This window comes from Mesorhizobium sp. B2-4-18 (assembly GCF_006441385.1).
In the GTDB taxonomy this organism is placed as follows: Bacteria; Pseudomonadota; Alphaproteobacteria; order Rhizobiales; family Rhizobiaceae; genus Mesorhizobium; species Mesorhizobium australicum.
Window position 1 is genome coordinate 678,772 of record NZ_VFUW01000003.1, and the last position, 21,598, is coordinate 700,369.

The following is a 21,598-nucleotide window of genomic DNA, read 5'->3' on the forward strand; positions in this document are numbered from 1 at the left end:
TCGATTGTTTTGTCCCGCTGGCGGCCAATCGCCGCTGGCACGGAGGCTGTTAGATAGGTATGCCTGCCTTTGATTTGAATGATTGCGCCTTGCGTTCTATATGCTTTGAATGGTGAACGCTATGCGACCGCGGCCTGCTGGGCTGGACGGTCCGGCCTAGAGGCAGGGATTGATTGGCGGAAAATATGGGCTTCTTCGACTTCGGCACGATTTTCTTCCTGATCGCGGCGGTGGTGATCTTCTTCCAGCTGCGCAACGTGCTGGGCCGCCGGACCGGTAGCGAACGGCCGCCCTTCGACCCCTACACGGCGGCGCGCACCGACAAGGACGCCACGCAGAAGCCCGAGAATGTCGTTTCGCTGCCGCGCAAGCGGGCGCCCGGCGAGCCGGCGCCGGCCGACGCCTACACGGCCATCGACGCCTTCGCCAAGCCCGACACCGATCTCAACAAAGGCCTGCGCGCGATCAAGGACAACGACCCCTCCTTCGATCCCAAGGGGTTCGTCGACGGCGCCAAGATGGCTTACGAAATGATCGTCATGGCCTATGCCGACGGCGACCGCAAAACGCTGAAGAACCTTCTGTCGCGCGAGGTCTATGACGGCTTCGTTGCCGCGATCGGCGAGCGCGAGGCCAAGTCGGAAAAGATCCAGTCCTCCTTCGTCGGCATCGACAAGGCCGACATCGTCTCGGCCGAGATGAAGGGCGGCGAGGCGCATGTGACGCTGCGCATCATCAGCGAGCTGATCTCGGCGACGCGCGACCAGGCCGGTACGGTCATCGACGGCGATCCCGAGACGGTGGCCGAGGTCAAGGATGTCTGGACCTTCGCCCGCGACACACGCTCGCGCGATCCGAACTGGAAGCTCGTCGCCACCGAAGAAGAAGACTGAGTCCGGCAAAGGCAGGCTCCGGTGTCGCTGTCGCCTCTCCTTGTTGAAAGGTCCTTCGGCGACCTGCCCGGCTGGGGCGACGACGACCATCTGCCGGCTTTCGCCGCCTTTGCCCGGTCCGCCTTCCATGTGCCGGTAAAACCCTATCGCAGCGGCGCGCTGGGCGTCGACTTCGGCGCCTTCGCCGAGGCCTATGCGCAAGCACGCGAAGCCCCCGCCGCCAGTTCGTCCGAAGCGCGCGCCTTCTTCGAGCGCCATTTTGTCCCCATGCTGGTGCGGCCCGAAACTGGCGCCGGCCTCGTCACCGGTTTCTACGAACCGCAAGTCGAGGCCTCGCCGGTGCGGACGGAGCATTTTGCCGTGCCGCTGCTGTCGCGTCCGGCCGATCTCGTCGATGTCGACGACACCAACCGGCCCGCCGGGATGGATCCTTACCTCGCCTTCGCGCGCCGGACCGTCGATGGGCTGGCCGAATATCCCGACCGTGGCGCGATCGAGCGCGGCGCGCTCGCGGGCCAGGGGCTGGAGATCGCCTGGCTGGCAGACAAGGTCGATGCCTTCTTCATCCATGTCCAAGGCGCGGCCCGGCTTGTCATGACCGACGGGCGGCTTTGCCGCGTCACCTACGCCGCCAAGTCAGGCCAGCGCTTTACGGGTCCCGGCAAAATCCTGAGCGGGCTCGGCGAAATCCCGCTGGCCGACGTGACCATGCAGTCGATCCGCGCCTGGTTCAAGGCGCATCCTGGGCAGGTCGACGAGATCCTGTGGCAGAACCGCTCCTACATCTTCTTCCGCGAGGCTGCAGTGGATGATGCCGCGCTTGGCCCGATCGCGGCCGCCAAGGTGCCGCTGACGCCGGGCCGCTCGATGGCCGTCGACCGGCTGCTGCACACATTCGGCACGCCTTTTTACATCGACGCGCCGACGCTCACCGCCTTCGACAAAAACCCGTTCCGGCGGCTGATGATCGCACAGGACACCGGCTCGGCCATAACAGGGCCGGCGCGTGGCGACCTGTTCGCCGGCTCGGGCGATGCCGCCGGCGAGATCGCCGGCGTGGTGCGCAACGCCGCCGATTTTTATGCGCTGGTGCCGCGAGCGCTGGCCGGGGGCGCGAGATGAGCAAGCGAGGCGATAAACTCAGCGACGACGACCGGGTGCTGTGGAACCTGGTGGCGCGCACCGCCAAGCCGCTCAAGGGCCGCGCCGCGGTCGACATTCCGGACATGGCCGTCGATGCCAGGCCGGCGCCGGCGCAGCCGGTCCAGCCCGCCGCCAACGCGACGGCTGTTGCAAAACCGAAAATCCAGCATGTCACGCACCGGCTCGACGAGCCGACGCTGGACAAGCTGCAAAAAGGCCGGCTGCCGATCGAGGGCCGCGTCGACCTGCACGGCATGACGCAGGACGAGGCCTATTCGCTGCTGTTCTCGTTCCTGCACCGGGCGCATGCCGGCGGCGTCCGCTATGTGCTGGTCATCACCGGCAAGGGGTCTTCCTCGGGCGGCGATGGCATCTTGCGGCGCGCCGTCCCGGCCTGGCTGTCGACACCGGCGTTCCGGCCACTGGTCTCCAGCCACGACCATGCCGCCCGCAACCATGGCGGCTCGGGCGCGCTTTATATCAGGCTGCGGCGGGCGCGCTCATGACGCCGTTCGGCGAGCGGCTGCGGGCGCTGCGGGCCGAGCGCGGCGTCAGCCAGAAGGACATGGCGGCGGCGATCGGCGTCAGCGCCGCCTATCTCTCAGCGCTCGAGCATGGCCGGCGCGGCGCGCCGACCTGGACGCTGATCCAGAAGATCATCGGTTATTTCAACATCATCTGGGACGATGCCGAGGAACTGGCGCGGCTGGCCGAAACCTCGCATCCGCGGGTGAAACTCGATACGTCAGGCCTGTCCCCCGCCGCCACCGAACTTGCCAATCTTCTGGCCGAGACCATCGAGAAACTCGACGAGGCCGAGCTTCTGCGCATCACCGCGTCGATCCGCGCGGCATTGGGCCGGCGATCGTAGAAGACAGCGCCCGCCGGCGAGCAGCCAGCGGGCAACCGTGGTGCGATCAATTCTTGCCGGCCGTGCTGCCGCCATTGCCGCCACGACCATGGTCGCCATGGCCCTGGCCGCCATTTCCACCGCCCAGGCAGTCCGACGCGCCGGCCTCGCCGCAACAGCGGCCGGCCCACAAATCGTTGAGGTTGGTGTTGGCGCAGCTTGGAATGGTCTGCCCGGCCAGAGCTGATCCGGTGAGCGCCGAAACGGCGGCGGCGGCGAGAAGCGTGTTGCGCAGAAAAGCAGTCATTTGAAGTCTCCATGATTTGGGTTGGTTCGGTTCACGGCTGTGTGTCGCCGGGCGAACGGAAATGGTTCACGGAGGGATGCGGAAATTTTCTGGAGGGTCCCCAAAGGGAGCCGTGGGTCAAGGCGGTGCGGCAATGGCAGAGGCCCCAGGGATTGCGGAACCTCCACGGTTCATCATCCACGGGCGGAGCGGGAGCGAAGCGGACGCGCAGCCCCGAGGATCCATGCCGCGATCTGCGAGCTTCGCAACGTGCAGAATGTAACGGTATGGCAGCGCTGGGGTGGCGCCGCCTCATGCAGGTGCCCCGCTATGGCCCTACTGCACCGAGCCGACCAGAACCTGCTGGCCGCCGCGGATCGAGACCCAGCGGCCGGTGTTGTCGATCGCCTGGCGCTTGAGGAAGCGGTAGCCGGTCTGGTCCCAGGACTTGACCTTGTCGGTCAAATTGTCGAGCACATAGTCGCCGCCATCGGTGCGCACCGTCAGCACGGCGTGGCCTTCGCCGTCGGGCTTGCGGACCACGGTTATCAGGAGATCGGCGAGCGACATGCCCATGCGGGACAGCTGGCGCCGCTTCTCCAGCACGTAGTCCTCGCAGTCGCCGACGCCCTTGTCGGGATAGGCCCAGACCTCGTCCTTGCCGTAGATGTCCATGTCGCTCATCGGCTTGACGGCGGCGTTGACCCTGGCGGTGACGTTGACCAGCTTGCGCATCAACCCGTCGGTCAGCACCGCCGGCGCGAGATTGGCCGGGCGGATCGAACATTCGCCTGGACGCTGCTTGCAGAAATCGTAGTGGCCGATCGGCTGCGAGGTGAGGCCCCCGGTGGCCATGGCGCCCGAAGCCCAGGCCGGTGTCATCCAGCCCCCCGTTAACGCCAGCCCTGCTGCCGCGCATACGCGCAGCCTTCGCATGGTTGAGGAATTCATTGTCCCCGCTCGCCCTGTTGTTAACGAAACGTTAAGGGCGATTTACACTCCGTGTCAATTACGACATCGGCCTGATTTGCAGCATGGTTACCCGCGAGGAGGCAGAGCGGCACTTGTGCAACGGATCGGACCCGCAGCCGGTTCCGTTTTCAAAACCGTCTACCGCTTGGCGGTGCGCACCAGCTTCGGCTTCACCGCGACGCGGTTCTGGCGGCCATAGCTGGTGATGAAGTCGACGATGCGCGGCACGATCTCGGAGCGGAAGCGCGAGCCGTTGAAGACGCCGTAATGGCCGACTGCCGGCTGCATGTAGTGCGCCTTCTTGTCGGCGGGAATGTTGACGCACAAATCCTGCGCCGCCTTGGTCTGGCCAAGACCCGAAATGTCGTCGTTCTCGCCCTCGACAGTGAACAGGGCAACGTTGCGTATGACGGACGGATCGATCCTGGTGCCGCGATGCGTCATCTCGCCCTTGGGCAGCGCATGGCGCACGAAGACCGTGTCCACCGTCTGCAGATAAAACTCCGCCGTCAGATCCATCACCGCCAGATATTCGTCATAGAAGTCGCGGTGTTTTTCGGCATTGTCGCCATCGTGCTTCACAAGGTTCATGAAGAATTCCTTGTGGGCGATGATGTGGCGGTCGAGGTTCATGCTCATGAAGCCCGAAAGCTGCAGGAAACCGGGATAGACCTCGCGGCCGAAGCCCGGCACTGGCCAGGGCGCGCGCATGACGACGTTGTCGCGGAACCAGTCGATGCCCTTTTCCTCGGCCAGCAGATTGACGGAGGTCGGGTTGCGGCGGGTGTCGATCGGTCCGCCCATCAGGGTCATCGTCGAAGGCACGAAGGGATCGCCCTTGGCCTCCATCAGCGCCACGGCCGCAAGCACCGGCACGGAAGGCTGGCACACGGCCATCACATGCGTGTCCGGACCCAGCGTGTGCAGCATGTCGATGACGTAGTCGATATAGTCGTCGAGATCGAAGCTGCCATCGGCCAGCGGCACCATGCGGGCGTCGACCCAGTCGGTGATATGGACATCGGCATAGGGCAGCATCGCCTCGACCGTGCCGCGCAGCAGCGTGGCATAATGGCCCGACATCGGCGCCACGATCAAAAGCTTCGGGTCGGCCTTGCGCCCGGGGGGAACGGCGCGCTCGAACCGGACGAGATTGCAGAACGGCTTCGACCAGACGGTCTTCTCGGTGACCGCGACGCTCTTCCAGTCGACCACCGTCTTGGCCAGGCCGAATCGCGGCTTGCCGTAGCGGCGCGTGGTGCGCTCGAACAGTTCGGCGCCGGCCGCGATCGAACGGCCCCAGGGCGTATGCGAAACGGGGTTGAGCGGGTTGGAGTAGAACAACCGGACCGCGTCGGCATAGAGCCGCGCCGGCTGCAGGGCCGCGTGGTTCATTTCGTAGAGCTGGTAGAACATACGTTACCCCGCGACCGAAGGGACGACGATCAGCGCCGAGCCCTAGATGTCTCGCGGGGAAGTTAACAACTAATTGCTGCGATGCAATACGTCACATGGCGTGACCAATGCTTCTTTCGCCGAAAGCCTTGAAAACCCGGCACGGCCGGCCCAGCCGGCTCAATGTGCAGTGCCGAAATGTGTAGGATATGTGTCAGGCTTTCGCGGCGACCTGACCATGATGGTCCTGCGGTCGGGAAGGGATCATGGTCAGGAGACGATCAGATCAGACGCGCGCCATGCAGACGGAGGTCTGCCCGGAGCCGATGAAGCCGAGCTGGCCGGCGGCGCCTTTCGACAGGTCGAGCATCCGGCCCTTGATGAAGGGACCGCGATCGTTGATGCGCACGACGACGCTGCGGCCGTTGTTCTTGTTGGTGACCCGCAATTTGGTGCCGAAAGGCAGCGTGCGGTGGGCGGCGGTCATCGCCGAGGGGTTCATACGCTCGCCCGATGCGGTCCTCGAGTGCAGCGCGTACCAGGAAGCGCGGCCACACTGACCGGCGGCGGCGGTTGCCGAAGTGGCGGAGGCGCCGACCATCAGGCCAGCAGCGATCGTTACCGCGACAAGCGCGGTCTGTTTCGTGGTCTTCATATTTGGGGGATGGCTCCGTTTTTGACAGACCCAAGCCGTTAGGTGGGAAATAAGGCAGGAAATGCGGCAGTGATCTGGCGGTTCCATGGCAAGATCACACGTTTGGAGTCAGGGGGTAACAGTTTGTCAGGGATTTTCGGACCAGATTTCATCAGTTATCGATGATGTTCGTGCCGATATCCGAGATCCGTTTGACAAGATCCGGGATTAATCTCCAAGTAGAAACCGCTGGGATCGAGCCACTTCCTTTGGCTCTTTCATCGCGGCTGTGGCGCCGCTCTCGATCGACTGGGAAAGCGAGATCCGACAATGAGACTGACCAAAAATCTGCTGGCGTTGATTGTGCTGGCGATCGGTGCGTTGTGGTCGCTGCAAGGGATCGGCGTGGTCGGCGGCAGTTTCATGACCGGCCAATCGCAATGGCTCTATATTGGCCTCGCCGCCATGCTGGTCGGCCTGGCCGGCCTGGTATGGGCGAACCGTGGGCATGGTTGATTTTCGAGCAAGCGCGCCCGCTGCCGAGCGCGCCGCCCGTGGCGACTGCGTTCACTGGGACCAGTACTGCCAGGCCCAGTAAAAACTCTCGTCGCGCGGTGGCAGGCGATCGCGCCCGGCGCGGAGATGGACCGGCGCCGGCGAGCGCGGGCTGTCGTCACTTGCCGCTTTCTCGTCGGAAGCAAGGCCGAGCAGCCAGGCGCTGACATGGGCAAACAACACGGCGGTGGAATGGGTCATCGTCATTCTCCTTTTCCGATCATTCCCGCCCCGCCCATGGGACCAGCACGCGCTCGATGCGGCGGATGGTGAATTCGAGCACGAAGGCGATGGCGGCGATCACCAATATGCCCATGATCACCACGTCGGTGACGAGGAACTGGGCCGCCGACTGGATCATGAAGCCAAGCCCGCGCGTTGCCGCCACCAGCTCGGCCGCGACCAGTGTCGACCAGCCGGCGCCGAGCGCGATGCGCAGGCCGGTCAGGATCGAGGGCAGGGCGCTGGGCAGGATCACGTGGCGGACCACTTGGCGTCGAGTCGCACCAAGCGAACGCGCGGCGTTGACGCGCTCCCGCGAGACGCCGCGGACGCCCGAGGCGGTCGACAGCGCGACCGGCGCCAGCATGGCGATGGCGATCACCAGGATCTTCGACGGCTCGCCGATGCCGAACCAGATGATGACCAGCGGCAGGTAGGCCAGCGGCGGGATCGGCCGCAGGAATTCGAGCAGCGGATCGAAGATGCCGCGCCCCACCGTGCTGATGCCTATGGCGAGCCCCACCGGCACGCCGACCAGGATGGCGGCGACCAGCGCGGCAAAGACGCGGCCCAGACTGGCGACGACATGCTGCGGCAGCGTCGCGTCGACGAAGCCGTCGCTGATAACCACGATGAACTTGTTCCACACGGCTAGCGGCGAGGGCAGGAACACCGGCGACACCAGTTGCAGGCGGGCCGACAGTGTCCAGAGCGCCAGCACCGCCAGGATGGTGGCGGCGCTGACCATGCGCGCCGAAACGCCCGTCCGTTTCGCCCGTGGCCTCGACCAGGGCACCGACAGGCCGTCGATTTCGTCTGTCCTTGAACCGGGCCGTTCGGTGTAGGAGGAAATGGTCATGCCGCCTCTCCCTCGAAGATCGCGTCGGTCAGTTCGCCGCGCGCCGCCGCGAAGGCCGGATCGGCCTTGATGGCGCGAATGGGCTCGCCTGCCGCGTAACGCCTGGAGAAGCTCGGCTCGAAGGTTCGCACCACGCGGCCCGGGCCGGGCGCCAGCACGACGATGCGGGTGGCGAGCACCAGCGCCTCCTCGATGCCGTGCGTCACCATCAGCACGCCGGCATGGCTTGCCGTCCAAAGGTCGAGCAGCGTCGTCTGCATGCGCTCGCGCGTCAGCGCGTCGAGCGCGCCGAGCGGCTCGTCGAGCAGCAGGAATTCGGGTTCGGCGGCGAGCGCCCGGGCAAGTCCGACACGCTGGCGCATGCCGCCGGACAGCTCCCAGATGCGTTTGTCGCCAGCTTCAGCGAGCTTGACCAGTGCCAGCAGTTCATCGGCGCGGCGCGCCCGTTCGGCTGGCCTCACACCGCGCAGCCTGAGCGCGAAGGCGACGTTCTCGCGCGCCGTGAGCCACGGAAACAGCGCATCGTTCTGGAACACCACGGCCCGGTCCGAACCGGGCCCGGTGATCGGCCTGCCATTGACCGTGGCACTGCCGCGCGCCGGTATGACCAGGCCGGCGGCGACGTTGAGCAGCGAGGTCTTGCCGCAGCCGGAGCGGCCGACAAGGACGACGAAATCGTTCTTGGCAACGCCGATCGACACGTGCTCGACGGTGGGTGCCGGCTGGCCGTCATAGTGGATGGAGATCTTGTCGAGCACGAGATGCGGCATGGGCCCTCGCCGATTGGAAGAATATCCGCCGGCCCCAAAACCGCGCCTCGTCTGCGGCTTCGAGACAGGCAACACGCGGCGTCAGGGAAGGAGAGCCGCGTGTGCGAGGCGTCAGTTCGAGGCCAGCGCCTCGGTGACGTATTTCGAAGTGACGTATTTCGAATAGTCCGGCAGCACCGCGTCGACCTTGCCTTGCTCCTTGAGGAAGGCGGATGCCGCCGCGATCGCACTGACCGTACCGCCGCCGAGGAACTTCCCGGATGCCTGCTCTTCCAGGGTGGGGAAGACATAACCCTTGAGCAGCTCCGGCACCTCTTCCAGCTTGGCGCCGGTGAGCTTGGCGATCGCGGCGGCCTGCGGCGACGACACCGACCAGGCGTCGGGCTTGGCGAGATAGTCCGCATAGGCGGTGCCCGTCACCTTGACGAAGTCGCGCACGGCTTCCGGGTTCTTCTCGGCGAAGTCGGTGCGCACGATCCAGGCGTCGAAGGTTGGCGCGCCCCAGGCGGCGACCTGCGAGGAATCCAGCACCACCTTGCCGGATGTCTTGATCTGGCCCAGCGCTGGGTCCCAGACATAGGCGGCGTCGATGTCGCCGCGCGCGAAGGCGGCGGCGATTTCCGGCGGCCGCAGGTTGAGGATCTGGACCGATTTCGGATCGACATTCTCGTGCTTGAGCGCGGCAAGCAGGCTGTAATGCGTCGTCGACACGAACGGCACGGCGACCTTCTTGCCGGCGAGGTCTGCGACCTTCTCGATGCCGGCGCCGTTGCGGGCGACCAGCGCCTCGGATTGCCCGATCAGGCCGACGACGAAAATGGTCTGGATCGGCAGTTCGCGGCTGGCGGCGGCCGCCAGCGGGCTCGAGCCGACATAGCCGATATCGACCGAGCCGGAGGCGACCGCAGCGATGACATCGGCGCCGGAATCGAATTTGCGCCAGTCGATGCTGGCCTTGGTCGCCTTTTCATAGGCGCCATCGGCCTGCGGCACTTTCGAGGGTTCGACCACCGTCTGGTAGCCGATGGTGATCTTCAGGTCTTCGGCGAGCGCCGGGCTGAGGAAGGCGGCGCCGGCGAGGGCGGCCGACGACAGAAGGAGAATGCGTCGCGAAATGGTGGGCATCAAAGGGCTCCATGAAAAGGGAAAACCGGATTGCATGTCCATAGTTCGCTAATTCCATGGTTCTTGTAGAGTTAAATCCTTCCAAGGAAGGAGAGCTTGTTGGAAAAAAGCCACTGGCGGCGGGCCGCCACGGCGGAAGTGACGGTGGCCGTCGTCCAAGAGCGGCGAGCCCATCAACTTTGCCCGAGGGCTCGACCTCGACCGTTGCAGATACAGACAGGGTCAAACGAGAATTCCGGGTTTTCCCTACCTCCAGCAAACTGATGCTTCGAATGGCACAGAATTTAGAATGAGGTTCCACGTGTCGGCACCTAAGTATAGTAATCTTATAGACATAGGTGCGGGGTGCCGATGACAGGGCATCCCAAGCGTATCGTGGAGATCGCTGGCGTCGTCGGTTCCCAGCCGCAGGCCGTCATGCGAGCAAGCCTGGCGTCTGTGTCCTCGAAATCACAAGGCGGGCCTAAAATCGCCGCAACGAGTTGAAAATCAAGCAAGATCAACCGCAATTGGCTTGTATATCATGTCACTGGAATTTATGTGTCATGGAGGCTTCGGCGCGGCGGGGAGGCACGCGAGGCGTTTCGCAACGGATGGCCTAAGGCCATCGCACGACAGAGAAACGTTCGGTTCATGCTCACCAAAAAAGGCAAGTACGGCCTCAAGGCGCTCGTCCATCTCGCGCACATGCCGGCCGGACGGCTCGCCTTCGTCGGCGATATCGCGACCGGCAACAACATCCCGAAGAAATTCCTCGACGCCATTCTGGGCGAGCTGCGCAATGCCGGCTTCGTCCAGAGCCGGAAGGGCAAGGAGGGCGGCTATCGCCTGGCCCGGCCCGCCGACGAGATCAAGGTCGGCCACGTCGTGCGCGTCCTCGACGGGCCGTTGGCTCCGATCCCCTGCGCCAGCCGCACACAGTATCAGCGCTGTGAAGACTGCAACGAGGCGACATGCCAAGTCCGACATCTGATGCTGGAAGTCCGGCAGGCGATCGCCGAGGTGCTCGACCAGCGCAGCCTCGCCGAGATGCGCGACATTGCCGACGACCTCCCGGTCGCGAGGGACGACCTGCCGGTGGCGCGGAACGACCTGTCGGTCGCGGTGAAGGTCCAGGCCTGAAGCCGGCACTTCGCATGGGGCTCGCTTGCGCATGACCGGGCGAACGAACCCGACCCGTTCCATCATCATCGTCGGCGGCGGCGCCAGCGGCGTCGTGCTGGCCGCGCATCTGCTCAAATCGCCCAATCCGGACCTGCGCGTCACATTGATCGAAAAACGCCCGCATTTTGGCCAGGGCATTGCCTATTCGACGCTGCTGTCGGCGCATGTGCTGAATGTCAGCGCCGCAGGCATGAGCGCCTATGCCGACGATCCCGGCAATTTCTGGCGCTGGCTGCTGGAGCGGGGGCTTGCGACACCGGAACAGGCTCCGGTCTATGCGCCGCGCAGCCTCTATGCGCGTTATCTCAAGGAATTGCTCGACGACCTGGAAACGCGCGAGCGCGAGAGCGGCCGGCTGCGCCTGATCCGCGAGGAGAGCCTATCGATCACGCCGACGGCGTCCGGGGTCGAGGTGGCGCTCGCCAACGGCACCAGCGTGGTCGCCCATCTTGCCGTGCTCGCCACCGGCCATGACGAACAGCCCGCGCAGGGCCACGCGATCCGGATGGGCTCGGAAGCCGACACCGCGCTCGATCCAGACAGCCGCATCCTGGTGCTGGGCACGGGCTTGAGCATGGTCGATGCATTCCTTTCCCTGGAGCAGCGCGGCCATCGCGGCGACATCATCGCGGTGTCGCGGCGCGGCCTGCTGCCCTCGCCACACCGCAAGGGCAATCCGATCAAGCTCGACGTCGCCGATATCCCGCTTGGCACCCAGCTCTCCTATTTCGTCGGCTGGTTCCGCGACCTCATCCGTCAGAACCAGAAGGCCGGCGTCGACTGGCGCGACGTGGTGGACGGCCTGCGCCCCTTTAACCAGAAGATCTGGCAGAACTGGCCGGCCTCGGCCAAGCGCCGCTTCGTCGAGCACACCAAGGCCTGGTGGGACATCCATCGTCACCGCATGGCACCCGAGGTCTACGCCAGGGTGACGGAGGCCGTGCAATCGGGCCGCATCCGGCCGCTCGCCGGGCGCGTCGTCGGCGTCACGCCGGGCGACGGCTTCGCGGTGGAGGTCCAGTCGCGTCACACCCAGCGCCTCGAAACATTCGGCGTCGCCCGCATCTATGATTGCTCCGGTATCGTCCGCGACATCTCGACCTCGTCGAACAGCGTGGTGCGCTCGCTGGTCGACCGCGGCCTGGCGCGGCCGGATCCGCTGCGCATCGGCCTCGACGTCTCGGCCAATTGCGAGATCATCGCCGCCGATGGCACCGTTTCGCGAAAAATTCTCGCCGTCGGCCCGCTGACGCGCGGCACCTTCTTCGAGATCGACGCCATTCCCGATATCCGAGTCCAGTGCGCCAGGCTGAGCAAGCGGTTGCTGGGATAGACAACCCCAGGCGGCGATTGTCTTTGGCAAGTGGTGCCCGCCTTAAGCCGCGAGCGTCTTCCGTGATCGCACCATATTCGGCTGGGCGTAGTCTGGTATTCGTCCTGAGCGGCCCTATGTCGGTCTGAACAACTTCCGTTCTTAACTATAAAACGGCAGGACTAAAGTCTTGCGCGCTAGCAGGCCTTGGTCCGAGGGGTCTTCGAACGTTCCGTGCTTGTCCATTGGACGTTCCATTACTTTAGTCAATCGAGATATACGTGGCTTGATATGGACCGCGGTAATGGGGATGCGAATCGGCCTGCCAAAAGGCGCGATCTTCCTTCCGTCGAGTGACCCAATGCCTCCCCAGCCCGGTTTCGAGCCAGTGCTTTCCTATGCCCTCGGACCAAAAGAATGGCCGGTGCGGGGATGCTTGGGTTGGAAGCAGGTCGCACCGGCCATCGCGGGTTAGGCTTCGATTGGGATCGTCCCCCGCACGACCAAGCTACATATATATTAGCTATTGCTCAACTAAGACTGAAGTCCCTCCAGCTACCAGCCGGAGGGATGGCGTTCAGCCCAAATGCCTCACACACGGCGCGCGCGGTCTCGGCGCCGGAAAATTCTGCTGGCCGGTGATCAGGTTGCGACGCCTTCGCTGGACCGGATCATGCCGCCGTCCAGTCCCACGGCTTGGCGCTGTCTCGCTGGCGTTTCGGTCGGCACCGCCTCGCCTGGATGACGGCCCCATGGAATTTCATTCCCCGTCTGGCCACCGGATTGGCACGATCTATCTTCTTTCCAACTGCGATCGGCTGGAAAAGACGGTAGGGTTGACCCATGGAGGCTCCGACATGAGTGAGCATAGAAAAACCACGGCCGACAGTGGCTCCTCGGATAGGGCGCTCTCGCGCCTCCGGCCGCCCTATGCGTCGTTGCTCGATCTGATCGGGCAGACGCCCATCGTCGAGCTGACCAAGTTCGACACCGGAAAATGCCGGCTGTTCATCAAGCTCGAGAGCCAGAACCCTGGCGGCTCGATCAAGGACCGTATCGCGCTGTCGATGATCGCGGCGGCCGAAAAACAGGGCAAGCTGAAGCCCGGCGGCACCATCGTCGAGGCGACAGCCGGCAATACCGGCCTTGGCCTCGCCCAGGTCGGCATTCCCAAGGGTTACCGCATCATCCTGGTCGTGCCCGACAAGATGTCGCGCGAGAAAATCCAGCATCTGCGCGCGCTCGGCGCGGAAGTGCGCATGACGCGTTCCGATGTCGGCAAGGGCCATGCCGAATATTACCAGGACATGGCGGAAAAAATCGCCGCCGAACTGCCCGGCGCCTTCTACGCCAACCAGTTCGCCAATCCGGCCAACCCGCTGGCGCATCAGACGACCACCGGCCCGGAGATTTTCTCGCAGCTAGACGGGGATGTCGACGCGGTGGTGGTCGGCGTCGGCTCGGGCGGCACGCTGACCGGACTTGGCCGCTACTTCGCCGAGGTGTCGCCGAAGACGGAGATGGTGTTGGCCGATCCGGTCGGCTCGGTGCTGGCGCCGCTGATCAAGACCGGCAAGATGGAAGAGGCGGGAAGCTGGACCGTGGAAGGTATCGGCGAGGATTTCGTGCCGCCCAATGCCGATCTGTCTTTGGTCAAGAAGGCCTATTCCATCACGGACAAGCAGAGCATGCTGGCGGTGCGGGATCTGTTGTCCCGGGAAGGCATCCTGGCCGGTTCTTCCTCCGGGACGCTGCTATCGGCGGCGTTGCGCTATTGCCGCGAGCAGACGGTGCCCAAGCGCGTCGTCACCTTCGTCTGCGACAGCGGCAACAAGTACCTGTCAAAAGTGTTCGACGATTTCTGGCTGGCGGAACAGGGACTGGCCGAACACGAACAGCATGGCGACCTGCGTGACCTCGTGATGCGCACTCACCGCACTGGCGACACCGTCTATGTCGGGCCGGACGAGAGCCTGCTCAACGCCTATGGACGCATGCGCCGCTCCGATGTCTCGCAACTGCCAGTGCTCGACAACGGCAAGCTCGTCGGCATCGTCGACGAGAGCGACATCCTTGCCCATGTCGACGGCCCCTATGACGGGCGCTGGGAGCGCTTCAACGGCCCGGTGCGCACAGCCATGACCTCGAACCTGCACACGCTGCAGGCCAGCCAGACGCTGGACGCGCTGCTGCCGGTGTTCGACCGCAACGAGGTTGCCATCATCTTCGACGGCGACGAGTTCGTCGGCCTGATTACCCGCATCGACCTGATCAACCATCTGAGGCGCGCACGATGACAACATCCGGAAAGAACCGCCTGGCGTTTTCGACGCGCACCATCCATGGCGGCCAGAGCCACGACCCGCTCACCGGTGCGGTGATGGTGCCGATCTACGCCACCTCGACCTATGGCCAGCAGTCGCCCGGCGTGCACAAGGGTTTCGAATATGCCCGCAGCCAGAACCCGACGCGATTCGCCTTCGAGCGCGCCGTGGCCGATCTCGAAAGCGGCTCGGCGGCTTTCGCATTCGCTTCCGGCCTGGCGTCGATCGCCACGGTGCTCGAATTGCTCGATGCCGGCGCGCATATCGTCGCCACCGACGACATTTATGGCGGCTCGTTCCGGCTGATGGAGCGGGTGCGCAAGCGCTCGGCCAATCTGCGGATTTCCTTCGTCGATTTCACCAATCTGGCCGCGGTCGAAGCCGCGATCCGGCCGGAAACAAAAATGCTTTGGGTCGAGACGCCGACCAATCCATTGCTGCGTATCGTCGATCTCGAAGGCGTCGCGGCGCTGGCGAAGCGCAAGGGGATCTTGTCCGTCGCCGACAACACCTTCTGCAGCCCCTACATCCAGCGGCCGCTGGAGCTCGGCATCGACATCGTGGTCCATTCGACGACGAAATATCTGAACGGCCATTCCGACATGGTCGGCGGCGTCGCCGTGGTCGGCGACAACAAGGATCTGGCCGACCGGCTGAAATTCCTGCAGAACGCCATCGGCGCCATATCGGGCCCGTTCGACAGTTTTCTGGCGTTGCGCGGTTTGAAGACCCTGGCGCTGAGGATGGAGCGTCATTCCACCAACGGCCTGAAGATCGCGCAGTGGCTGGAAGCGCGAAAAGATGTGCGCCGCGTCATCTATCCCGGCCTCGCCAGCCATCCCCAGCACGCCATCGCGGTCCAGCAGATGCATGCCTTCGGCGGCATGATCACGGCTGTGCTCGATCGCGATCTTGCCGGCACCAAACGCTTTCTCGAACGCACGCAGCTGTTCACGCTGGCCGAAAGTCTTGGCGGGGTGGAGAGCCTGATCGAGCACCCGGCGTTGATGACGCATGGCTCCATTCCCGCCGAGAAGCGGGCGGAGATCGGCATATCGGATTCGCTGGTGCGGCTGTCGGCGGGGATCGAGGATGGCGACGATCTGATCGCCGATCTGGATCGGGCGCTGGGGGGCTGAGTGCCTTTCGGCTGACCGAGGCCCGTGTTGCTCGCGGGCATGCGCTGCGTCGCGCCTTGCTCCGCCCACGACGATGAACTGTCGTCTCGCCGATCTGAACCAGATCAGGCGTCGTGTTTGTGGCGATGCTTTCCGCGATCCTTCTCGGCGTGGGACTCTCCGGAGCGCACCGGCTTGGCGTTGTCCTTGTCGCGGCGCCCTCGGTGCTGGTCGCCTATCGGAGATAGCGGCACGCCGTGGCGCGCGTTTTTCGTTTCGAGACGGGTGATGAAAATATCGAAGCGATTGGGCATCGTCCGGTCAGTGCTCCGTCGTGCTGTCGGGTTTGTTGTCGGAAAGCCTGACATCCGTCGGCAAGGCAATCGCGGCCTGCTTGGTCAGGCTGGTGTCGTCCCGGGCTGGCAGCCGCTTGTCCTGGCGTGCGGCAATTCGGCCGCGGCCGGCATAGTAGGGCTCGAAAGCGTCCTGTATCGTCAGGCTGTCCATCCTGTCCTCCCTTGGGAATCAGGGGCTAAATCTGCCAAAACCGGTTTCGTTCCCTACTGTGGCGAAGGAATGGCGACTGCCTTACATCGGTGTGAGTTTTGCAAGCCGGCGCCAGCCATGCCAAATGGGTTTGGCAAGCCAACAGGCTGAACGGAGACGGCATCGGTGACTGGCGAAACGGGCAAGCGCAGCTATGTGGTCGGGCAGACCGAGATCGCGGCCCGTCCGCTCGATCCGGCGCTCTATCTGGTGGCGACGCCTATCGGCAACCTCGCCGACATCACGCTGCGCGCGCTGGAGACGCTGGCCGCCGCCGACATCGTCGCCTGCGAGGACACGCGCGTGTCGCGCGTGCTGCTCGACCGCTACGGCGTCCGCCGGCGCACCACGGCCTATCATGAACACAATGCGGGCGAAGCCGGGCCGAAGCTGATCGCGGCGCTCGAAGCCGGCCAGAGCGTGGCGCTGATCTCGGATGCCGGCACGCCGCTGGTCTCCGATCCCGGCTACCGGCTGGTCGGCGAGGCGCTCGACCACGGCATCCGCGTCGTGCCGATCCCCGGCCCCTCGGCACCGCTTGCCGCGCTGACGGCGTCGGGCCTGCCGTCGGACGCTTTCCTGTTCGCCGGCTTCCTGCCGGTTAAATCGGGACAACGCCTGGCCCGGCTGGAGGCCCTGAGAGCCGTGCCGGCGACGCTGATCTTCTTCGAATCGCCGCGCCGGCTGGCCGAGTCGCTCGGCGCCATGGTCGAGGCGCTCGGCGGCGAGCGCAAGGCCGCCATCGGCCGCGAATTGACCAAGACGTTCGAGGAGATGCGCACCGGCACGCTGCGGACGCTTGCCGAGCATTATGCGGCGGCCGATACGCCCAAGGGCGAGATCGTCGTCTGCGTCGGCGCCGCCGAGGCCAAGGTCGACGAACCTGAAGACATCGATCGCCTGCTTTTGTCGCTCGCCGCTGAAATGCCCGCCTCCAAGGCGGCGGCGGAAGCGGCGAAAATGACCGGCGGCCAGAAGCAGGCGCTGTATCGGCGGCTGCTCGAGCTCAAGGACAGACCATGATCCCGAAATGCGGAAACCGGTTTTCTCGGACAAACGGTTCCGTTTGTCCAAAAGTCATGGCCGAGCAACGAGAAACCAGCGGTGGCTGAGCGCCCGAGCGCCAGCCGCCAAAAGGCCTACCGGCGCGGCCATCGCGGCGAATGGCTGGCGGCGACCGCGCTGATGTTGAAGGGCTACCGGATTCTCGCGCGCCGCCACCGCACCCGCTTCGGCGAGATCGACCTGATTGCGCGGCGCGGCGACCTCGTCCTGTTCGTCGAGGTCAAGGCGCGGCGCACGCTGATCGAGGCCATGGAGGCGATCGGTCACGAATCGGAGCGCCGCATCGAGGGTGCTGCCGATATCTGGCTGTCCCGCCAGCCCGACTATGGCAGGCTGTCTATGCGCTTCGATATGGTCGCCGTGCTGCCCTGGCGGTGGCCGGTGCATGTCCCGAATGCGTTTTACGGAAGGAGTTGACAGAAATCCGTGCGAGGCAGCCCCTCATCCGGCCGCTAGGGGAGAGGTCGGGTTGCCCCGAGTTGCCCCTCTCAATTCGGTTGGCAATCCCGGTGAGGGGCCTGCAACAACGCACGTTCACCCCCAGATCATCAGAGCCACCAGCCCGACGATCCCCACCACCAGGCGCCACCAGCCGAACAGCGAGTACCCGTTGCGCGAGACGTAGTCGAGCAGGTAGCGCACCACAACCAAGGCCGTGACGAAGGCGGCAACGAAGCCGATGGCGATGATCGGCAGGTCGGCCGAGGTCAGCACGTTGCGGTTCTTGAACAGGTCGAAGGCGAAGGCGCCGACCATGGTCGGGATGGCGAGGAAGAAGGAAAATTCCGCCGCCGCCCGCTTGTCTACACCCAGAAGCAGCGCGCCTACGATGGTCGAACCCGAACGCGACGTGCCGGGGATCAGCGACAGGCACTGGAACAGGCCGATCTGCAGGTAGAGTCTGGTCGGGAACCGCTCGACGTCGCGATAGACCGGCTTGAGGTTCATGCGGTCGACGACCAGCAGCACGACGCCGCCGATGATCAGCATGATGCAGATCAACCGGGGTGATTCGAACAGCACAGTCTTGATGAAATCATGCGCCAGCGCGCCGATGATCGCCGCCGGCAGGAAGGCGATGAGGATGCCGATGACGAAATGCCGCGTCAGCCGGTCATGCGGCAGGTCGAGCAGCATCTGCCACAGGCGCCGGAAATAGACGCTGAGGATCGCCAGGATGGCGCCGAGCTGGATCAGGATCTCGAAGGCCTTGCCGGTCGACTGGAACCCGAGGAAATGGCCGGCGAGCAGGATGTGGCCGGTCGAGGACACCGGGATGAATTCGGTCAACCCCTCCAGCAGGCCAAGCAGCAGGGCTTCGACGATGGTCTGGCTTTCCATTTCTACCTCGGCATTGGCGTGACGGCTAACAGAATGGCTTGCTTGTCATGGCGCCGAAGTCCCCCTATAGGTCGCAACACCCCTGACGGCCCGCTAGCCGGGCGGCCAAGACTTACCGGTGCGCCCTGCGATTCGCCAGTGTGGCAATCCGGAATTCGCCATACCTGGAACGAGCGCGATGCGCGAATTCCGGATTCTGAACGACACCAGTGCGCTTTATCATCGCGGAACCATGCTGACGCTTTTCCACCATCCCATGTTCGCTACCTGCCGCTTCGTCCGCCTCGCCTTTGGCGAGTATGGCGAGGAGCTGGCGCTGATCGAGGAAAAGCCGTGGACGCGGCGCAAGGAGTTCTTGGCGCTGAACCCGGCCGGCACACTGCCGATCCTGCTGGCCGAAGGTGACGTGCCGATCATCGGCGCGACGGTGATTTCCGAATATCTCGACGAGACGCGCGGCGTGCTCAAGCGCGACAAGCGGCTGTTCGCCGAGGACCCGATGCAGCGCGCCGAAATCCGCCGGCTGATCGACTGGTATCTCAACAAGGCCGAAAGCGAAGTGACGCGCCATCTGGTGCGCGAACGCGTGCTGAAGCCGGTGATGCCGGAAACGGCGGGCGGCGGCTCGCCCGATTCAGGCGCCATCCGCGCCGCGCGCGCCAACATCCGCCAGCACATGAAATACACCAACTGGCTGGCGGGCACCCGTCATTGGCTGGCCGGCGGCAGGGTCACCTATGCCGATCTGGCGGCCGCCGCGACGCTGTCGGTGCTCGACTATCTCGGCGAGATCGACTGGCGCGAACACCCCGCCGCGCGCGAATGGTACACGCGGGTGAAGTCACGGCCCTCCTTCCGGCCGCTCCTGACCGACCGCGTGCGCGGCCTGTCACCGGTATCGCACTATGCGGATCTCGACTTCTGATGCGTCGAAACTGCGCGCGCTGATCGACGCGGAGGCGCGGCGCGCCGGCTTCGACGCGGTCGCCGTCACCACCCCGGATGCCATCCCGCTGGCGCCGGCGCGCCTGGCCGAATTCGTCGCCGACGGCTTCCACGGCTCGATGGACTGGATCGCCGAGACGATTGCGCGCCGCGGCGAGCCATCCACGCTGTGGCCCGACGTGCGCTCGATCATCGTGCTGGCGATGAATTACGGACCGGATCATGATCCGCGCGACGTGCTGGCCAGGCGCGATCGCGGCGCGATCTCGGTCTACGCGAAAAACCGCGATTATCACGAGGTCATGAAGGGCCGGCTGAAGGAGATCGCCGGCAAGATCGTCGCGCGCGCCGGCGGCGACGTGAAGGTCTTCGTCGACACGGCGCCCGTGATGGAAAAGCCGTTGGCGGAAGCAGCGGGGCTGGGTTGGCAAGGCAAGCACACCAACCTAGTCAGCCGCGAGCACGGCTCCTGGCTGTTCCTTGGCACCATCTTCACCACGGCCGAACTGGAACCGGACAAGCCCGAGATCGACCATTGCGGCTCCTGCCGCGCCTGCCTCGACGCCTGCCCGACCGACGCGTTCCCCGCGCCCTACAGGCTCGATGCGCGGCGCTGCATCTCCTATCTCACCATCGAGAACAAGGGGCCGATCCCGCATGAATTTCGGGAAAAGATCGGCAACCGCATCTATGGCTGCGACGACTGCCTCGCCGCCTGTCCTTGGAACAAATTCGCCCGCGCCGCGTCCGAGGCCAAGCTCGCCGCGCGCGACGATCTGCGCGAGCCGCCGCTCGCCGATCTCTTGGCCCTCGATGATGCTGGCTTCCGCGCCTTCTTCTCCGGTTCGCCGATCAAACGCATCGGCCGCGACCGTTTCGTCCGCAACGTGCTGATCGCCGCCGGCAATTCCTGCGACGGCGCGCTCGTCGGCGTCGTCCGGGACCTGCTCGGCGATGCCTCGCCGCTGGTGCGGGGCGCGGCAATATGGGCGCTGGCGCGGCTGGTGCCGGAAACCGAATATGCCGAACGGGCCGCGAACGGCTTGAACAGTGAGGACGACGCGGCGGTGCGCGAGGAATGGCGCCTGGCGCGGCCAAGCAGGGCGCGTGCATGAGCGGAAAACAGGTCTTCATCTTCGGTGCCGGTTATTCCGGAAAGGCCTTTGCCCGCGCCAATAGGGGAACCGCCAGCATCTTCGGCACGACACGCTCCGAGGAAAAATTCGAAGCGCTGCGCCAGGCCGGCATCGTCCCACTGCTGTTCGACGGCAAGTTGACGAACGAAATCGGCGCTGCGCTGGAGAAAACCACGCATCTGGTGGTTTCGGTCGGCCCTGAAGAAGCCGGCGATCCGGTGTTGAATGCCGCTCGCCAGGCAATCGCAGGGATGCCGGCGCTGGAATGGATAGGCTATCTCTCGACCGTTGGCGTGTATGGGGATCATGGCGGCGCCTGGGTCGACGAGACGGCCGCCTGCCGGCCGGTGTCGAAGCGTTCGGTGATGCGGGTCGAGGCCGAGCGGGCGTGGTTGAGGCTTGGCGAGGACATCGGGCGCCCAGTGGCGATCCTGCGGCTGTCCGGCATCTACGGCCCCGGCCGCAACGCGCTGGTCAATCTGGAGAACGGCACTGCCAGGCGGCTGGTCAAGCCGGACCAGGTGTTCAACCGCATCCATTGCGACGACATATCAGGCGCGCTGTGGCATCTGATCAGCGGCAATAGAGGCGGCATCTTCAACGTCACCGACGATGAGCCGGCGCCGCCGCAGGATGTCGTCGCCTACGCCGCACATCTGATGAGCGTTGAGCCGCCGCCCGAAATTCCCTTCGACAGCGCCCAACTTTCGCCCATGGCGCGATCCTTCTATGGCGAGAACAAGCGGGTCGCCAATGCGGCGATCAAGGCGGCGGGCTATCGGTTTCGCTTTCCCGACTATCGCGCCGCTTTCGACCATATGTGGGCAAGCGGCGACTGGCGTGACGGTGCGCCGCGCAGCCCGATGAGGGGCGTGAAGGGATAGGATGATCGAAGCGTGGCGCTTGGCGTGGTATGATTCGGCGATTGCAGGCACGGGGGTGC

25 protein-coding genes are annotated in these 21,598 nt (G+C 64.8%); 14 read left to right on the forward strand and 11 right to left on the reverse strand.

Going from position 1 to position 21,598, the window contains the following annotated elements; all coding sequences use genetic code 11:
- The first annotated feature begins 185 nt into the window (after nucleotides 1-185).
- Genes FJ527_RS10530 through FJ527_RS10545 form a run of 4 tightly spaced genes read left to right on the forward strand, consistent with a single transcriptional unit; the run spans nucleotide 186 to nucleotide 2,907 of the window.
- Nucleotides 186-893, forward strand: coding sequence for a Tim44/TimA family putative adaptor protein (locus FJ527_RS10530; RefSeq protein WP_015314736.1), 708 nt, complete (start codon nucleotides 186-188; stop codon nucleotides 891-893).
- Nucleotides 894-914: 21 nt separating this feature from the next.
- Nucleotides 915-2,015: a murein transglycosylase A gene (locus FJ527_RS10535; RefSeq protein ID WP_140823031.1), complete on the forward strand. Its 1,101-nt coding sequence runs from the start codon at nucleotides 915-917 to the stop codon at nucleotides 2,013-2,015.
- Nucleotides 2,012-2,542, forward strand: coding sequence for a Smr/MutS family protein (locus tag FJ527_RS10540; RefSeq protein ID WP_140660315.1), 531 nt, complete (start codon nucleotides 2,012-2,014; stop codon nucleotides 2,540-2,542). Before FJ527_RS10535 ends, FJ527_RS10540 begins: the two co-directional genes overlap by 4 nt.
- The gene (locus FJ527_RS10545) at nucleotides 2,539-2,907 is read left to right on the forward strand and encodes a helix-turn-helix transcriptional regulator (RefSeq protein WP_015314733.1); all 369 of its coding nucleotides are present in this window, start codon (nucleotides 2,539-2,541) and stop codon (nucleotides 2,905-2,907) included. The genes FJ527_RS10540 and FJ527_RS10545 overlap by 4 nt, the downstream gene beginning before the upstream one ends.
- A gap of 46 nt (nucleotides 2,908-2,953) precedes the next feature.
- Here FJ527_RS10545 and FJ527_RS10550 read toward each other — a convergent pair whose 3' ends face one another.
- The 4 genes from FJ527_RS10550 to FJ527_RS10565 all read right to left on the reverse strand — a co-directional run bounded on the left by FJ527_RS10550 (nucleotide 2,954) and on the right by FJ527_RS10565 (nucleotide 6,194).
- Entirely contained in the window at nucleotides 2,954-3,193 is a 240-nt protein-coding gene (locus FJ527_RS10550; RefSeq protein ID WP_140619862.1) for a hypothetical protein, read from the reverse strand.
- Between the two features lie 315 nt (nucleotides 3,194-3,508).
- Nucleotides 3,509-4,123 carry a transglutaminase-like cysteine peptidase gene (locus tag FJ527_RS10555; protein ID WP_140823033.1) on the reverse strand — a complete coding sequence of 205 codons (615 nt, stop codon included), beginning with the start codon at nucleotides 4,121-4,123 and terminating at the stop codon, nucleotides 3,509-3,511.
- Nucleotides 4,124-4,282: 159 nt separating this feature from the next.
- Entirely contained in the window at nucleotides 4,283-5,560 is a 1,278-nt protein-coding gene (locus FJ527_RS10560; RefSeq protein ID WP_140823035.1) for a polyhydroxyalkanoate depolymerase, read from the reverse strand.
- A gap of 265 nt (nucleotides 5,561-5,825) precedes the next feature.
- Nucleotides 5,826-6,194: a septal ring lytic transglycosylase RlpA family protein gene (locus FJ527_RS10565; RefSeq protein WP_140788823.1), complete on the reverse strand. Its 369-nt coding sequence runs from the start codon at nucleotides 6,192-6,194 to the stop codon at nucleotides 5,826-5,828.
- A gap of 309 nt (nucleotides 6,195-6,503) precedes the next feature.
- On the opposite strand from FJ527_RS10565, the gene FJ527_RS29275 reads away from it, so the two are divergent.
- On the forward strand, nucleotides 6,504-6,689 hold the full coding sequence (locus FJ527_RS29275; protein WP_015314728.1) for a hypothetical protein: 186 nt from the start codon (nucleotides 6,504-6,506) through the stop codon (nucleotides 6,687-6,689).
- Between the two features lie 51 nt (nucleotides 6,690-6,740).
- Here the strand turns inward: FJ527_RS29275 and FJ527_RS10575 are convergent, their stop codons facing one another.
- The 4 genes from FJ527_RS10575 to tauA form a co-directional block, all read right to left on the reverse strand.
- The gene (locus FJ527_RS10575) at nucleotides 6,741-6,929 is read right to left on the reverse strand and encodes a hypothetical protein (protein WP_140619856.1); all 189 of its coding nucleotides are present in this window, start codon (nucleotides 6,927-6,929) and stop codon (nucleotides 6,741-6,743) included.
- A 19-nt stretch (nucleotides 6,930-6,948) separates the two neighbouring features.
- On the reverse strand, nucleotides 6,949-7,809 hold the full coding sequence (locus tag FJ527_RS10580; protein ID WP_140823037.1) for an ABC transporter permease subunit: 861 nt from the start codon (nucleotides 7,807-7,809) through the stop codon (nucleotides 6,949-6,951).
- Nucleotides 7,806-8,579 carry a taurine ABC transporter ATP-binding protein gene (locus tag FJ527_RS10585; protein WP_140823039.1) on the reverse strand — a complete coding sequence of 258 codons (774 nt, stop codon included), beginning with the start codon at nucleotides 8,577-8,579 and terminating at the stop codon, nucleotides 7,806-7,808. Before FJ527_RS10585 ends, FJ527_RS10580 begins: the two co-directional genes overlap by 4 nt.
- A 111-nt stretch (nucleotides 8,580-8,690) precedes the next feature.
- Entirely contained in the window at nucleotides 8,691-9,704 is a 1,014-nt protein-coding gene (gene tauA / locus FJ527_RS10590; RefSeq protein ID WP_015314724.1) for a taurine ABC transporter substrate-binding protein, read from the reverse strand.
- A gap of 633 nt (nucleotides 9,705-10,337) precedes the next feature.
- On the opposite strand from tauA, the gene FJ527_RS10595 reads away from it, so the two are divergent.
- From FJ527_RS10595 to FJ527_RS10610, 4 genes are all read left to right on the forward strand, one after another.
- Nucleotides 10,338-10,826: an Rrf2 family transcriptional regulator gene (locus tag FJ527_RS10595; RefSeq protein WP_015314723.1), complete on the forward strand. Its 489-nt coding sequence runs from the start codon at nucleotides 10,338-10,340 to the stop codon at nucleotides 10,824-10,826.
- 31 nt (nucleotides 10,827-10,857) lie between these two features.
- Nucleotides 10,858-12,201, forward strand: coding sequence for an FAD/NAD(P)-binding protein (locus tag FJ527_RS10600; RefSeq protein ID WP_140823042.1), 1,344 nt, complete (start codon nucleotides 10,858-10,860; stop codon nucleotides 12,199-12,201).
- 836 nt (nucleotides 12,202-13,037) lie between these two features.
- Nucleotides 13,038-14,477, forward strand: coding sequence for a pyridoxal-phosphate dependent enzyme (locus tag FJ527_RS10605; protein ID WP_140619846.1), 1,440 nt, complete (start codon nucleotides 13,038-13,040; stop codon nucleotides 14,475-14,477).
- The gene (locus FJ527_RS10610) at nucleotides 14,474-15,643 is read left to right on the forward strand and encodes a PLP-dependent aspartate aminotransferase family protein (RefSeq protein ID WP_140788843.1); all 1,170 of its coding nucleotides are present in this window, start codon (nucleotides 14,474-14,476) and stop codon (nucleotides 15,641-15,643) included. The genes FJ527_RS10605 and FJ527_RS10610 overlap by 4 nt, the downstream gene beginning before the upstream one ends.
- 104 nt (nucleotides 15,644-15,747) lie before the next feature.
- Here the strand turns inward: FJ527_RS10610 and FJ527_RS10615 are convergent, their stop codons facing one another.
- The gene (locus FJ527_RS10615; RefSeq protein WP_140823044.1) at nucleotides 15,748-15,936 is read right to left on the reverse strand and encodes a hypothetical protein; all 189 of its coding nucleotides are present in this window, start codon (nucleotides 15,934-15,936) and stop codon (nucleotides 15,748-15,750) included.
- 7 nt (nucleotides 15,937-15,943) lie between these two features.
- On the reverse strand, nucleotides 15,944-16,129 hold the full coding sequence (locus FJ527_RS10620) for a hypothetical protein (RefSeq protein WP_015314718.1): 186 nt from the start codon (nucleotides 16,127-16,129) through the stop codon (nucleotides 15,944-15,946).
- Nucleotides 16,130-16,294: 165 nt separating this feature from the next.
- On the opposite strand from FJ527_RS10620, the gene rsmI reads away from it, so the two are divergent.
- On the forward strand, nucleotides 16,295-17,191 hold the full coding sequence (rsmI, locus tag FJ527_RS10625; protein ID WP_140823046.1) for a 16S rRNA (cytidine(1402)-2'-O)-methyltransferase: 897 nt from the start codon (nucleotides 16,295-16,297) through the stop codon (nucleotides 17,189-17,191).
- An 81-nt stretch (nucleotides 17,192-17,272) separates the two neighbouring features.
- Complete coding sequence (locus FJ527_RS10630; protein WP_140823048.1) at nucleotides 17,273-17,650, forward strand: YraN family protein; 378 nt, start codon at nucleotides 17,273-17,275, stop codon at nucleotides 17,648-17,650.
- 117 nt (nucleotides 17,651-17,767) lie between these two features.
- Here FJ527_RS10630 and FJ527_RS10635 read toward each other — a convergent pair whose 3' ends face one another.
- Nucleotides 17,768-18,574, reverse strand: coding sequence for an undecaprenyl-diphosphate phosphatase (locus FJ527_RS10635; protein WP_015314715.1), 807 nt, complete (start codon nucleotides 18,572-18,574; stop codon nucleotides 17,768-17,770).
- A 232-nt stretch (nucleotides 18,575-18,806) separates the two neighbouring features.
- On the opposite strand from FJ527_RS10635, the gene FJ527_RS10640 reads away from it, so the two are divergent.
- From FJ527_RS10640 to FJ527_RS10650, 3 genes are read left to right on the forward strand one after another with little or no spacing between them, the layout of a single operon-like run.
- On the forward strand, nucleotides 18,807-19,499 hold the full coding sequence (locus FJ527_RS10640; RefSeq protein WP_015314714.1) for a glutathione S-transferase family protein: 693 nt from the start codon (nucleotides 18,807-18,809) through the stop codon (nucleotides 19,497-19,499).
- The gene (queG, locus tag FJ527_RS10645; RefSeq protein ID WP_140823050.1) at nucleotides 19,480-20,634 is read left to right on the forward strand and encodes a tRNA epoxyqueuosine(34) reductase QueG; all 1,155 of its coding nucleotides are present in this window, start codon (nucleotides 19,480-19,482) and stop codon (nucleotides 20,632-20,634) included. Before FJ527_RS10640 ends, queG begins: the two co-directional genes overlap by 20 nt.
- A complete protein-coding gene (locus tag FJ527_RS10650; protein ID WP_140823052.1) occupies nucleotides 20,631-21,539 on the forward strand; it encodes an SDR family oxidoreductase in 909 nt (302 codons plus the stop codon). The genes queG and FJ527_RS10650 overlap by 4 nt, the downstream gene beginning before the upstream one ends.
- The last annotated feature ends 59 nt before the right edge of the window (nucleotides 21,540-21,598 follow it).